The organism is Collinsella aerofaciens ATCC 25986 (assembly GCF_010509075.1).
Taxonomy (GTDB): Bacteria; Actinomycetota; Coriobacteriia; order Coriobacteriales; family Coriobacteriaceae; genus Collinsella; species Collinsella aerofaciens.
Genome location: NZ_CP048433.1, coordinates 2,121,635 through 2,135,219, shown reverse-complemented (window position 1 = coordinate 2,135,219; position 13,585 = coordinate 2,121,635). Strand labels below are relative to the sequence as shown.

Sequence of the window (13,585 nt, the reverse complement as noted above, 5' to 3'; positions counted from 1 at the left end):
GTTAGGAACGGACAACCTTGTCGACGTTCTGGAGCTGCAGTTCCTCGCCGTCCTGGCCCTCGATCACCACATTTTGCAGGTCGAGTACCTTGACGTTTTGCGCGATGATGCCCTGGCGCACCATGGGCTCAACGCCGCAGGCCATGGCCGGGACAAAGGGCTCGGCATCCGGCGCGAAGGTCACGTGGACATCCTGGAACGTCAGGCGCGTCACTTTGCTCTCGGGCAGGCCCGTGATGTAAGCAGCAGCCGCGTGGCAGTTAGTAGCCTCGATATCACAAAACGTCGTGGCACCAAAGCCAGGTGTGCGGTCGTCGACGGGCAGTGCCTCGCGAGACTGCACGTAGTCGGTCTTGCCGTCCTTGTCGCAGAAGTAGAACGAGTTGACCACGAAGGGCGTGAGCACCTCGTCCATGCGAATGTGCTCAAAGGTAATGCCCTCGTTGACGGCATCCTTGCCGCGCCCGCGGCGGGTCTTGACGCGCAGGCCGCGGTCGGTGCGCTCAAAGAGGCACTTGCTCACGGTAAGGTCCTTGATGCCGCCGGCGGCCTCTGAACCCAGGACCACGGCGCCGTGACCATCGTGCATGTAGCAGTGAGAGATCAGCACGTCGTGCGTAGCGGGACGAAGCTCGGGCTCAATGCCCAGCTTGCCGCTCTTGATGGCGATGCAGTCATCGCCCACCGAGAACTGACAGCCAAGGATGCGGACAAAGCCGCAGCTCTCGGGATCGAAACCGTCGGTGTTGTGGGAGTTCTTGGGACCCTCGATCGACAGGCAAAGCGCGTCGACATGCTCGCACAGGACGGGATGGATATTCCACGCCGGGCTGTTGCGCACGGTAAAGCCGGCAAGGCTCACGTTTTGGCACTCGGACAGGAAGATCATGCGCGGACGGGCGACCTCGCGGCCCTCCTCGGGACGGAAGATGTTCTTAAAGTCCTTGTTCCACCAGTTGTCCTCGGCAAAATCGGTCTGACCGTCAATCGCGCCGCGACCATAGATGCACACGTCGTGCACGCCCAGACCCGTAAAGGTAGAACAGTAGGTCGAGAAGCTCTCCCCCTCCCAGCGGCCCAGGGGCAGCATATCGGTACCGGCATAACCGGCGCCCTCGTTGCCCGTGACCGTGCCCGGAATGTAGGCAAGCGCGGCACGATCGTGGCGGGCCAGCAGCACTGCCCCGTCGACGAGCTCGATGTTGATATTGCTCTTAAGGAAGAGGGACTTGATACGATAGCTACCGGCGGGAATCAGCACGCGCCCGTCCTTGGGACAGGCCATGATGGCAGCCTGGATGTTGGTGGTGTCATCATGCTCGGCATCGCCCTTGGCGCCACAGTCGCGAACGTTGATGGTAAAGGGCTCAGCCGGCGTGGTGACACCTACGCTCAGCTCACGCTCGCCACAAACAAAACGAACCAGGTTGCGCTTGCCGGGGGTCAGGCCGTCGACATAGGTCTCGACCGTATTCGTGGTACCGGCGGGCTCGTCGTTGACAAAGATCTCCCACGTATCGGCGCAGGTAAAGTAACCGCCGTCGTCAAGCTCGATCACGGCCGCGCGGGCGTTGCGCCAGATAACGTTCGTCTCCATGGGTTTCTCCCTCAAAAAGATGCTCTAAAGGCAAATTGTACGCTGTTGAAAAAGGGCCGTGCCTGCCGGCGGAATTCCGGTGGCACGGCCCTGTGATTTGGACGATATGTCGGCCTTACTCGGCGGGAGTTACGCTACCGTCCTGGAAGCCAACGTTGTTGTGGGCAAAGCAGTCCTCGTACTTAAAGCCGGAGAGCTCCTCGCAAAGCGCCTTGACCTCGGGCTTGACGTCGGCCATCTTGCCACCCTCCTTGACTCGGTGAATCTCGTCGCAAAGGACGTCGCACTGCTCCTTGTCGATCTTGATGCCGCGGGCAAGGACGGCTGCAAGCAGGAAGAAGCCGGCGCAGCCGATGATCATGTAGCCGCAGATATACAGAGGCACGGTAGCGGGCTGGGTCACGGCGTCGCTATTGCCGGCGGTCTGAATGAAGCCGGAGGCAGCAAGGACGATAGCCCATACGTTGACGGCGATAGCCTGGGCGATCTGCTGGCAGAGCTGCTGAGCGGAGCTGTAGATACCCTCGCGACGACGCAGGGTGATGAGCTCATCGACATCGGGGATGTAGTTGAGCAGAACATCGGGCAGGTACTGGAAGCCGACGTAGAAGAACTTCCAGATGGCGAAGATGATGGGGTAGGCGATCATGGCGATGGCGACCGTGGAGGTGCCGTTGATCTGACCAAAGGCGAAGTAGTTGAAGGCGATGATGCACGCAGCGCAACCGACATTTGCCAGGTACCAAGACTTGTGGAAGCCCTTCTTGGCCATGAGGGCGACCCAGATGGCGGTGCAGACGATAGCGACGACCTTGCCAGGCATCTCCATCACGGACTCGTAGGACTTAGGAATCTGCAGGCAGTAGACGATGAAGAAGGACAGGCACGCAGACCAGCAGGCAGCAGCAAGCTTCGTGGAGACCTGTGCATACAGGACCTTGCGGAAGGACTTGTTGCGGAAGGTGGAGATAACGTCGATAAAGAACTTCTTGATGCCCTCGCCGACGCTCTCGATCTTCTCCTGAGCGACCTCCTCGGGGGTGTGCTCCCACGTGGACAGGTACACGCAGAGCAGCGAGATTGCCATGACCGAAGCGTTGACCGTAGCAATGATGAAGTAGCTGAACGGGTTGGTCTCGCCGAAGGTGCCAAAGCCAAAGCCGACGAGTGCAGCCATCAGGAAGCCGGCGGCGTTACCAAAGAGATGCTTGTAGCCGGTGAGGTACGTACGCTCCTTAAAGTCGTCGGTCATCTCGATGGTAAGCGGCGAAAGGTTGGCGGTGCAGAACGTGTACGCGACGTTGTAGATCAGGTACAGCACAAAGTAGTACGGGAAGCCAAACGGCGTAGCCACGAAGATGAGCGGCTCGGCGATCATCATCGGGATGGCCAGCAAGATCCAGAAACGACGACGACCAAAGATGCGGCCAATCTTGGTGGCATAGAAGTTATCGGCCACAAAACCCATCAGCGGGCAAAGAATGGCGTTGACATAGATGGCAAACGAGCTGATCAGTGCAGCCTCGCCTGCGGACAGGCCACACTCCGTGGACAGGAACAGCACCATGTAGCTGTGCGTAAAGGTCAGGGCACCGGAATTGAGCATACCGCCCATACCAAAGCCCAAGCGCGTCCAGAATGTGATCTTACGCTTTTTTCCGATCTTATTAGTCATCGAGCTCCCTCTCTTTTCTCGATTGTCTTGTAACAAGACACTGGAGTCCATACCGACGTCTGTCTGTATGTCGTCCACTGGTAAGGTGAACGTTTAGCTAGATTATGCGCGATTACTTATGATAGGTGAACGTTCACTTGGATAATATCCTTGAACGGTCGTTTTTTATCGCTGAACGGATATATAACTCGAAACAATCTCGATTACAGGGGCATTAACTGGGTTATGCTTTTTGAGCAATTAGGTGAACGTTTATTATTTCGCCCCTCGTGCCCCTATAAAGACGCGCCATAACAGACAGAACAAAATGGCCCCGCCGGGAACACTCCCGACGGAGCCATGGTCAATAGCGCCCTATACGGACTTGTTTGCCACTACAGGCAGACGCCGTCCTTCCAGATACTGATCTCGTGACAGCCACGGCGCTCGGCACTCGTAAGTTTACCGCTCGCCGTCTCCAGCACCAGCTGGTACAGATCGTGGGCTGCCTCGTCGAGCGTGCGCTCACCTGTGGCAATCACGCCAGCGTTAAAGTCCATCCAGTTGGCCTTGTGGTCACACAAACGCTGATTGGTGAACACCTTGAGCGTAGGCACCGGCGCGCCAAACGGTGTGCCGCGGCCAGTCGAGAACAGAATCACGTGGCAGCCGGCAGCCGTCAACGCCGTGGTGGATACCATGTCGTTGCCCGGACCGCACAGCATGTTCAGGCCGTGTTTAGTTGCCTGGCCGGCATACGGTAGCACGTCGACGATGGGGGCAGATCCGCCCTTTTGCACGCAGCCGCAGCTCTTGTCCTCGAGCGTGGTAATACCGCCGTCCTTGTTGCCGGGACTCGGGTTCTCATAAACGACCTCGCCGTGGCTAATAAAGTAGTCCTTAAATCCATTGAGCATGTCGGAGGCAGCGTTAAAGACCTGCTCGTTCTCGCAACGGTCGAGCAGGATGCTCTCCGCGCCAAACATCTCGGGCACCTCGGTAAGCACCGACGTGCCGCCACGGGCGACGACCATATCGCTCACGCGACCGATCGTGGGGTTGGCGGTAATGCCCGAAAGACCGTCGGAGCCGCCACACTTAAGACCAATGACCAGCTCGGAGGCCGGAATGGGCTCGCGCTTGGACTGCTTTGCCAGGTCTGCCAGCTCGGCCAGAATCTTGTGGCCCTCGATTTGCTCGTCGGTTACATCCTGGCAGGTGAGAAAGCGAACGCGCTCGTGATCGAAGTCACCGAGCTCGTCGAGCACCTGCTGGTGTGTGCAGTTCTCGCAACCGAGCGACAGGAACAGCACGCCGGCCGCATTAGGGTGACGCGAGAGCGCCACCAGCAGACGACGCGTCTGGACATGGTCGGCGCCGGTCTGCGAGCAACCGAACGGATGCGGGAAGTAGTAGACGCCCTCCAGCGAGCCATCGACCAGATCCTGGGCCTGCTCGCACATGGCACGGGCGACTTCGTTGACACAGCCGACCGTGGGGATGATCCACAGCTCGTTGCGCGTCGCGGCACGACCGTCGGCGCGGCGGAACCCCATAAAGGTCTCGGGCTCAACCGACTCAACGACCGGATGCGTGGGGTTGTAGGTGTACTCGACCTCGCCCGAAAGGTTGGTCTTCACATTGTGCGTGTGGAGCCACTGACCGGGCTGGACATCGCCCGTCACGTGTCCGATAGGAAGGCCGTACTTAATGACGTCCTCGCCGGCGGCAATCGAGCGCACCGCCATCTTATGGCCCTGCGGAATATCCTCCGCGGCCACGACCTCGCCCACCCCGGGAACCGCGACGGCGGTGCCCTTGGCAAGCGGCGACAGCGCGACGATCACGTTGTCGGCCGGATTGATCTGGATAGTGTTCATTGCAAATGGTCCTAACCCTACAGGTTGAGCAGAAGTCGAGACGCGGGCACGCCGTCCCGCGCCCGCGTCTGCGCCGGAAATTTACGCCTGAGCGTTGGCGAAGGCCTGCTTGGCACCCTCGGTGCGCACGACGGCGAGCGCACTGACGACAAACTCCTCAAGACCGGCGATCTGCGTAAGGTCCTCGCCCCACATCTGCTCGTTGGTGAGCACGTCGTGCACCAGCTGGGCATCGTCGGCACCGGCGTGGGCGGCGTAGAAATCGAGTACGAAGGCGTCGTCCTGAGCGGTGTACTCGGTGCCGTCGGAGCGACGCAGGTGCAGGCCGTCGCCCTCGCGGGACACGAGCTCCTGCGTGTAGAAGGAGATGAGCGTAGCGAGGCTCGTCGCCAGGCACTTGGGCAGGTTGCCGGTCTCGGCAACGTAGTCCTTGAGCGTGGGCAGGTCGCGAGCGCGCCACTTAGCCGTGGAGTTGAGGCAGATGGAGAGCAGCGCATGATCAATAAACGGGTTGTCGAAGCGGTTTTCGACGGCGGCGGCAAAGGCCTTGCAGTCCTCGACATCCAAGTCAGCGGCAAGCGTCGGAATGACCTCGTCGTAGAGCATGGTGTTCATGAAGCCGCGAATGGTCTCGTCATGCATGCAGTCGCGCACGATATCAAAGCCGGCAACCCAGGAACCCGGAACGAAGGCGGTATGGGCACCGTTGAGGATGCGGACCTTGCGCTTTTTGTACGGGGTGACGTCGGGAGTCACAAAGACACCCGGAAGACCAGCCTTCACAAAGGGAAGCTTCTCGGCAAGCGACTCGTCGCCCTGGATGCCCCACATCTGGAAGGGCTCGCGCACGGCCAGGAAGGGATCCTCGTAGCCCAGACGCTCGGCAACCGCCGCGGCCTCGGATGCGTCGCGGATACGGCCCGGTACGATGGTGTCGACGAGCGTGGTGCAGACGGTGCAGTCGTTAGCCATCCACTGCGCAAACTCGTCCTCCCAGCCCCAGTCGCTCACATACTGGTTCATGATGCGCAGCAACTCCTCGCCGTTGTGATCGATGAGCTCGCAGGCGAGGACGATGACGCCCGGCTTACCGGCAGCCCAGCGGGTGTGGAGCACCTGGGCAAGCTTGGCGGGGAAGCTCGCAGGTGGCATGTCGTCGGCCTTGCAGGACGGGTCATAGGCGATACCGGCCTCGGTGGTGTTGGAGACGATGATCTCTAGGTCATCGGAGACAGCGACCTCCATCATGGCGCGGTAGTCGTCCTCACGATACGGGTTAAGGCAGCGGCTGCAGGCGCTGATCACGCGGGACTCGTCAACCGTGTTGCCGTTCTCCTTGCCGCGCACCAGCACGGTGTACAGGTCGTCCTGGGCATTGATACCGTCGGCAAAGCCAAAGGCACCGCTGATGGGCTGCACCATGACGACCTTGCCGTTCCAGCCGGTGGCCTCGTTGCCCATGTCAAAGAAGCGGTCGACGAAGGCGCGCAGGAAATTGCCCTCGCCAAACTGCAGAACCTTCTCGGGAGCATCCTTGGGCAACAAATAGCCCTTGTAGCCGATCTTCTCGAGCGCATCGTAGCTGATGTTCTCCATCTATGTGTCTCCTTAGATGTCTGTTAGCGTGCAAGCAAAACGGGGCTCCGCGTGTGGCAACGGCGCCCAGGGTTCGATGTGATTCGATGCGGGCTTAGGCCTCGACGGTGTCCAGGTCAAAGCCAAAGTAGCGGACCGCATTGTTGTAGCTGATATCGCGCACGATGGTGCCCAGCAACTCCATGTCGGCCGGATACTTGCCCTGCTCGACCCACTCGCCGATCACGCTGCACAGCACGCGACGGAAATACTCGTGGCGCGGGTAGGACAAGAAGGAGCGGGAGTCGGTGAGCATGCCGACAAAGTTACCCAGCACGCCCTCGTTAGCCAGAGCCGTAAGCTGCTCGCGCATGCCGACCTCGTTGTCGTTGAACCACCAGGCGGAGCCGTTCTGGATCTTACCGGCAGTCGGAGTCTCCTGGAAGCAACCCATGACGGTATCGATCATGGTGTTATCGATGGGGTTCAGGCTGTACAGGATGGTCTTGGGCAGGCCGCAGGTCTCCTGGATGGAGTTGAGGAAATCGGCGAGCTGGTCGGACGGCGTGTAGTTGGAGATGCAGTCGTAGCCGGTGTCGGGACCGAGTTTGGCGAACATGGCGCGGTTGTTGTCGCGCTTGCAGCCAAAGTGCAGCTGCATGGCCCAGCCCAGACGGACATACTCGCCGGCAACGAACTGCATAAAGGCAGTCTTGTACTTGAGGACCTCTTCCTCGGTAAGCGGCTCGGCAGCCAGACCCTTGGCAAAGATAGCCTCGATCTCGTCGGCGGTAGCCGGGACGTACATAACGTAGTCGAGTGCGTGGTCGGAGGCGCGGCAGCCCAGCTCGTGAGCAACGTCGTAGCGCTTGGAAATGGCAGCCTTCATGCCCTCAAAGTCGCTGACCTCAACGCCGGCAACCTCGGAAAGGTGCTTGCAGTAGTCGGCAAACTCCTGGCCGCGCTCGATGCGCAAAGCGGCATCGGGGCGCATGGCGGGAACGACCTGAACGTCAAAGCTGTCGTCGGCGGCAATCTTCTTGTGCCACTCAAAGCTGTCGGCGGGGTCGTCGGTAGTGCAGATCATGCGGACGTTGGACTGCTTGATCAGGTTGCGGCAGGTAAAGCTAGCCTCGGCGAGCTTGGCGTTGGCAAGGTCCCAAACCTCCTGGGCAGTCTTGCCGTTGAGGACGCCCTCGTAGCCAAAGTAGCGCTTAAGCTCCAGGTGGCTCCACTCAAAGACGGGGTTGCCAACGCAGCGACCCAGGGTCTCGGCCCACTTTTGGAACTTCTCGCGAGCAGGGGCGTCGCCAGTGATAAAACGCTCGTCGACGCCGTTGGCACGCATCAGGCGCCACTTGTAGTGGTCGCCGCCCAGCCAAACCTCGGTGATGTTCTCGAAACGCTTGTCCTCCCAGATCTCCTTGGGAGAAATGTGGCAATGGTAGTCAACGATGGGCATGCCCTCGGCAAAGTTGTGGAACAGTTCCTCGCCGGTCTTGGTGCTCAGCAGGAAATCCTGATCGTCCATGAAGTTTTTCATCAAACAACCCCTTTGTTTGCGGAGCGGGCGCACAATACGCTCGTCATCCTCTAGGTGAACGTTCACTATACTAATCCATTACGACTCAAAAGGTGAACGTTCACCTAACTACCACGGGGTAAACGGTAGGTTTTGACCGCTTAACGGTTGCCGAGCCATGGATCCTGCGTTGAAGCGGCATAAAGAAAGGCCGCTGACGGCAGATTCGCCATCAGCGGCCTTCGAAACAATTTTTCGATCCCCTACCAAAAAATACGCGGCAAGTAGGGAACTCCCTAAACACATTAGATTCCGGCGAGCTCGCAGTAGCGATCGACATTGCTGGCAAATACCATCTCGACGGCGCCCTTCTGGACGGGCACCGTCGGGGTCCTTCCCCACAGCAGATAATCGCCCAGCGTCTTAGCGCCGCGATACGCCAGGCTCGTCGGGTCCTTATAGACAATATTGGTAAAGATACCGCGGCGCAAGGCCAGGGCGCTTTCGGGAAACAGGTCGTTGCCGATCACCATGACCCGACCGGCCTTGCCGGTCGAGACGAGCGCGTCGGCAACCACTTCGGAACCAACGGCAAAAACGCTACAGATAAGTTCGGGGGCGTCCGGCGCACTCAAGCGCTTTTCGAGCTCATGCTCGAGTTGTTTGACTTGCGCATGGGCACCTGCAAGATCCTCAACCTGCCATGGAATATCACGTTCGCGCAGGTAATTGTGGAAGGCGCGGGCGGTTAGATAGTGCGAATCGGTATATGGGTCGCCTGTCAAAAGGAGCACGCGGGCGTCGGCCCCAGAAGCATGGACCAGGTTTGCCGCCTGCTCGGCCATAAGGCTGCCTGCCGTAGAATAATCGGCCAAGCTCGCACCCAAACGATTCAAATGCGGACGGTCGCCGTCGACAAGCTCAATCGTCACGCCCGCCTCGGCGATCTGCCCCAAAAGCTCAGTCGCACGATCGTCGCCCGGCGCATAGGCGAGCAAGCCATCAATCTTCTCGCCCACCTGCAGACGCTCGTCGATTTGCTCGAGCGCATCAGCGTAGCCGCCCACGCCAAATTCAACGCGCTCAACCGTAATGCCCCGGTCGATGACCTCCTGTTCAAAGCGATTGCAGCCTTCCCACAGGTAACGGAAAAAGTACGCTCCCTCGCGCGATGCGCGGGGCAGGCAAAACACCAGATTGATATCCTTGCGGCGCAGGCTTGAGGCACTTGTGTTGCGGTGATAGCCCATGGCCTCGGCCTTGGCGTTCACCTTGGCGCGCACGGATTCGCTCACGCCGGCCTTTCCCGTCAGGGCCTTGTGCACGGTATTGATGGAAACGCCAAGCTCGGCGGCTATGTCCTTCATGGTTACGCGAGCGCTCATGCGGTTACTCCGTTATAGATAAGTTGCCAATTAATAGTCCAGTTAACGATACCCCAAAAATACTCTTCGACTCGCCGTGCTCTCCCTCAAATGCACAAAGCGCCCCGCGAACGGATGCCCGCGGAGCGCTTGGATGTCCGGACCTTATTTGATACCGCGGCCCAAGTCTTCGGCGATTTTGTCTACGCCCTTAAGTGCAGCGCACGTCTTTTTGTTGGAGCAATGCCCCGTGCAAACGCCACCCTGAGCGCAGTCGGCGCAGGTGCCCTTGCGGTAGATGCGCACGCACACGGCGACAAACGCAACGCCGATAACAGCCAGTACAACAATATCGATAGGTGCCATAGCAAGCCTCCTCTAGTTAACCGCCACTTACTTTACCCTATTCTCCACCTACCAAAAGGGGAAAGGTTTATTTTGGTCGGTTTTATCTGCGGAAACGTCACATCTCCCCCACCAAAAAGCCCGAGTGTCGCTGGGACACCCGGGCTCGTGAAAAGGGGCTGGTCCTTATTCGGACTTAAGCGGAAACTGCGGCGGACGCAGTGTTGGTCTCGTCCTCGTCGGTCCATGCATGCTTGGGCATGGGACGGAAGATCTGGAAGAGCATCGCAACCAGCAGCACGATGGCCACAACCGTCCAGATACCAAACTGTCCCAACACAAGCAGGTTATAGAACTGGTTGATGAACAGGCCGATCACCCAAGCGAAGATGCACTCGTAACCGATGGCAATCGCGAACCACTTGCCGGAATCCATCTGGTTGCGGATGGCACCCATGGCAGCAAAACACGGAGCGCACAGCAGGTTGAACGCGCCAAAGGCGACGCAAGCGCCCATGGTGGGGAACATGCCGGCAAACGCGGTCCACAGGCTCGGGTCGGTCTCGGCGGCATCAGCCACGGACAGCAGCGAGCCGGCGGTGGCGACGACGTTCTCCTTGGCGACAAGGCCCGAGACGGACAGCGCTGTTGCCTGCCAGGTGCTAAAGCCAAGCGGGGCGAAGATCCAGGAGACCAGGTTGCCGAGCATGGCAAGCACGGAGTAGTCCATGAACTCCTCGGAGATGCCGTCCATCGCGGGCAGGTAGCCAAAGGAACCGTTGTAGCTACCAAAGTTGGACAGGAACCAAACCACGACAGTGGACGCGAAGATGACCGTGCCGGCCTTCTTGATAAAGGCCCAGCAGCGCTCCCACACGTGCAGCGCCCAAGAGCGGATTGCCGGGAAGTGGTAGGCAGGAAGCTCCATGACGAACGGCGTCGGGCGACCGGCGAAGAGCTTGGTCTTCTTGAGCATCAGACCCGAGCCGATGACGGCGAAAACGCCCAGGAAGTAGAAGAGCGGGCTGATCCACGCGGCGGTGGTGGAAGAATCGCCGATGATGGAACCCATGAGCAGGGCGATGATCGGCAGCTTGGCGCCACAGGGGATGAACGTGGTGGTCATGACCGTCATGCGGCGGTCCTTCTCGTTCTCGATGGTCTTGGTGGCCATGACGCCGGGAACGCCGCAGCCCGAGGTCACGAGCATGGGGATAAAGGACTTACCGGACAGGCCAAAGCGGCGGAACACGCGATCCATGATGAAGGCGACGCGGGCCATATAGCCGCAGTCCTCCAGGAAGGACAGCATCACAAAGAGCAGGAACATCTGCGGCACAAAGCCGAAGATGGCACCCAGGCCGGCGACGATGCCGTCGCAGACCAGCGAATCGACCAGGCCACCGTCCTCGGTGCCGCCCGCCACAAGGGCGTCGTGCACCACGGTGGTGATACCCGGGACATAGGGGCCGTACTGCGCCGGGTCGACCGAGTCGGCATCGTCGCCCGCAGCCTCGACGGCTGCATCGTAGGCGTCGCGGCCCTGACCGAGCACATACCAGCCGTCGGTGCCAAAGAGCTGGTCGTTGGTGAAGTCGGTCACCGTGCCGCCCAGGGTGGAAACGGCGATGTAGTACACGCAGAACATGATGACCACAAAGATCGGCAGGCCCAGGATACGGTTGGTAACCACGCGGTCGATCTTCTCGGAGGTGCTCATCTTAGCCGGAGCCTTGGTCATGCACTCATCGATGATGTGCGCGATGACGCCATAGCGCTCACCGGTGATGATGGACTCGGCATCGTCGTCGCAGTCCTGCTCGCACTGGGCGACCAGCTCCTCCACGCGAGCGGCCTTCTCCTTGGTGAGGTTGATGAGCTTGCAGGCGTCTGCATCACGCTCGAACAGCTTGACGGCGTAATAGCGACGCTTGTTAGCGGGAACGCTCGCCGGCAGGTTGTTCTCGATGTGGTCCAGAACGTCCTCGATGGAGGAGTCGAACTTGTGCTCCGGCACCTGGCCCTTAGAAGCAGCGGACTTCTTAACCTGCTCGAACAGCTCCTTGATACCCTTGTTCTTAAGGGCCGAGATCATCATGACCGGGCAGCCGAGCTTCTTGGAGAGCTTGTCCGTGTCGATCTTGTCGCCGTTCTTCTCGACCAGGTCGGCCATGTTGAGGGCAACGACCACGGGCAGGCCGGTCTCGATAACCTGAAGCGCCAGATACAGGTTGCGCTCGAGGTTGGTGGCGTCGACAACCTGGACGACAACATCGGGCTCGCCGCTCATGAGGTAATCGCGCGAGCATTGCTCCTCGGGGCTGTAGGGGGAAAGCGAGTAGATGCCAGGGAGGTCCGTGATGGTAACGTTCTTGTCGCTTAGGAGCTTGGCTTCCTTTTTCTCAACCGTGACGCCGGGCCAGTTGCCAACGTAGCCGTTGGCGCCGGTAATCAGGTTGAAAAGCGTGGTCTTGCCGCAGTTGGGGTTACCCGCCAGCGCGACATGGATCTGAGAATCCGCCATTCAATCCTTCTTCCTTGTGTGCCTGCGCTGCTTTCTCCGCGCAGGCTGGATAATGTGCTTCAAAGATGCTGCATTAAGTTAGAAAAACCTAACTTTATCTGCAGAAATATGCGCCGCGAGTCCTTACTGAACCTCGACGACGGCGGCCTCCTCCTTGCGGATGGAAAGCTCGTAGCCGCGCACGTTGATCTCGACCGGATCACCGAGCGGTGCAACCTTCACGACCTTGAACGAAGTGCCCTTGATGAGCCCCAGGTCCATAAGGTGGCGGCGAAGCGCACCCTCACCGTGAAGCTTGACGATGGTGGAACTCTCGCCCACCTTAACGTCACCCAACGTCTTCATCCTCTTGTCCCCCTTTCGGTTTTTATGAAATGCTGCAGACTAACCGACGGTCATGATGTGCATGGCAACCTTGGAATCGATACCAAAGCGTGCGCCCAGCACCGTAACGATGATATTGGCGCCGCTCGAGCTCACCACGTGGATTTCGCTGCCCTCGACAAAGCCGAGGTCCTTGAGGTGGTGCTTCATGTCCTCATTGCCCTTTACACGAGACACGCGCACGGTTTCGCCCGCTTTTACCATCGAAAGCGGCATTGCCGGCATCTGCGGTCCGCAAGACATGAGTGGCTCCTAACGTCAGTTCGTCCTTCACATCGACATGGTAAAAGTTAGCCACATCTATGTTCGCTTTAGTAAACTAACACGTGGTTAACTTTTTGGAAAGGGTCCCCATTCAGATTTCGAAAAAGTTTCCTATACGAAACAAAAGGGCGCGGCAAAGGACCATCCTTTACCACGCCCTGTCATGCTTAAAGCGAGAGATTTCTGATCGATGTGACACAGGAGGCCTCATCTACGCCCGAAACGCGGAACACGACGTCTTCGCCACATTCGCCGCAGAGTGCCATGAGCCCTATAACGTCGCGGCCATCGGTGTAGCGGTCACCAATCGAAACCGACACGTCACTACGGTGCTTGGCAATGATGTCATAGAGCAGCGCAACCGGGCGGGCATGTAATCCCAACGGATCTTTAATCGTCTTTGTAAACTCGACCATGTCCCCTCCCGCGACATCGCACATCGGCCGGCAAACCCAGCCATGTGGTAGTTATTGTAC

At 59.2% G+C, this 13,585-nt stretch carries 11 protein-coding genes; all 11 read right to left on the bottom strand.

The genetic code is table 11. The features are described 5' to 3' along the window. Position 1: 1 nt before the first annotated feature. Positions 2-1,597 (bottom strand): glycoside hydrolase family 28 protein, encoded by a 1,596-nt coding sequence (locus GXM19_RS09515; RefSeq protein WP_006234766.1) that lies wholly within the window; start codon positions 1,595-1,597, stop codon positions 2-4. Positions 1,598-1,712: 115 nt separating this feature from the next. Beyond that, the gene (locus GXM19_RS09510; RefSeq protein ID WP_040358813.1) at positions 1,713-3,272 is read right to left on the bottom strand and encodes an MFS transporter; all 1,560 of its coding nucleotides are present in this window, start codon (positions 3,270-3,272) and stop codon (positions 1,713-1,715) included. 374 nt (positions 3,273-3,646) lie between these two features. Next, positions 3,647-5,131, bottom strand: coding sequence for a UxaA family hydrolase (locus GXM19_RS09505; protein ID WP_006234768.1), 1,485 nt, complete (start codon positions 5,129-5,131; stop codon positions 3,647-3,649). Positions 5,132-5,212: 81 nt separating this feature from the next. Continuing rightward, a complete protein-coding gene (locus GXM19_RS09500; RefSeq protein ID WP_006234769.1) occupies positions 5,213-6,727 on the bottom strand; it encodes a tagaturonate reductase in 1,515 nt (504 codons plus the stop codon). Between the two features lie 94 nt (positions 6,728-6,821). Further along, positions 6,822-8,249 (bottom strand): glucuronate isomerase, encoded by a 1,428-nt coding sequence (gene uxaC, locus GXM19_RS09495; protein WP_006234770.1) that lies wholly within the window; start codon positions 8,247-8,249, stop codon positions 6,822-6,824. 284 nt (positions 8,250-8,533) lie between these two features. Further along, entirely contained in the window at positions 8,534-9,613 is a 1,080-nt protein-coding gene (locus GXM19_RS09490; protein WP_006234771.1) for a substrate-binding domain-containing protein, read from the bottom strand. A 144-nt stretch (positions 9,614-9,757) separates the two neighbouring features. Continuing rightward, positions 9,758-9,958: a hypothetical protein gene (locus GXM19_RS09485; protein WP_006234772.1), complete on the bottom strand. Its 201-nt coding sequence runs from the start codon at positions 9,956-9,958 to the stop codon at positions 9,758-9,760. A gap of 175 nt (positions 9,959-10,133) precedes the next feature. Next, complete coding sequence (gene feoB / locus GXM19_RS09480) at positions 10,134-12,461, bottom strand: ferrous iron transporter B (RefSeq protein WP_006234773.1); 2,328 nt, start codon at positions 12,459-12,461, stop codon at positions 10,134-10,136. A 123-nt stretch (positions 12,462-12,584) separates the two neighbouring features. Next, positions 12,585-12,806 (bottom strand): FeoA family protein, encoded by a 222-nt coding sequence (locus tag GXM19_RS09475; protein ID WP_006234774.1) that lies wholly within the window; start codon positions 12,804-12,806, stop codon positions 12,585-12,587. Positions 12,807-12,845: 39 nt separating this feature from the next. Continuing rightward, positions 12,846-13,088, bottom strand: coding sequence for a FeoA family protein (locus tag GXM19_RS09470; protein ID WP_040358815.1), 243 nt, complete (start codon positions 13,086-13,088; stop codon positions 12,846-12,848). Between the two features lie 188 nt (positions 13,089-13,276). Continuing rightward, positions 13,277-13,525: an HPr family phosphocarrier protein gene (locus GXM19_RS09465; RefSeq protein ID WP_040358817.1), complete on the bottom strand. Its 249-nt coding sequence runs from the start codon at positions 13,523-13,525 to the stop codon at positions 13,277-13,279. Positions 13,526-13,585: the final 60 nt, after the last annotated feature.

Bases quoted from the DNA above. Each gene is read 5' to 3' on its own strand.
- GXM19_RS09515 (WP_006234766.1), bottom strand. From the start codon at position 1,597: ATGGAGACGAACGTTATCTGGCGCAACGCCCGCGCGGCCGTGATCGAG.
- GXM19_RS09510 (WP_040358813.1), bottom strand. From the start codon at position 3,272: ATGACTAATAAGATCGGAAAAAAGCGTAAGATCACATTCTGGACGCGC.
- GXM19_RS09505 (WP_006234768.1), bottom strand. From the start codon at position 5,131: ATGAACACTATCCAGATCAATCCGGCCGACAACGTGATCGTCGCGCTG.
- GXM19_RS09500 (WP_006234769.1), bottom strand. From the start codon at position 6,727: ATGGAGAACATCAGCTACGATGCGCTCGAGAAGATCGGCTACAAGGGC.
- uxaC (WP_006234770.1), bottom strand. From the start codon at position 8,249: ATGAAAAACTTCATGGACGATCAGGATTTCCTGCTGAGCACCAAGACC.
- GXM19_RS09490 (WP_006234771.1), bottom strand. From the start codon at position 9,613: ATGAGCGCTCGCGTAACCATGAAGGACATAGCCGCCGAGCTTGGCGTT.
- GXM19_RS09485 (WP_006234772.1), bottom strand. From the start codon at position 9,958: ATGGCACCTATCGATATTGTTGTACTGGCTGTTATCGGCGTTGCGTTT.
- feoB (WP_006234773.1), bottom strand. From the start codon at position 12,461: ATGGCGGATTCTCAGATCCATGTCGCGCTGGCGGGTAACCCCAACTGC.
- GXM19_RS09475 (WP_006234774.1), bottom strand. From the start codon at position 12,806: ATGAAGACGTTGGGTGACGTTAAGGTGGGCGAGAGTTCCACCATCGTC.
- GXM19_RS09470 (WP_040358815.1), bottom strand. From the start codon at position 13,088: ATGTCTTGCGGACCGCAGATGCCGGCAATGCCGCTTTCGATGGTAAAA.
- GXM19_RS09465 (WP_040358817.1), bottom strand. From the start codon at position 13,525: ATGGTCGAGTTTACAAAGACGATTAAAGATCCGTTGGGATTACATGCC.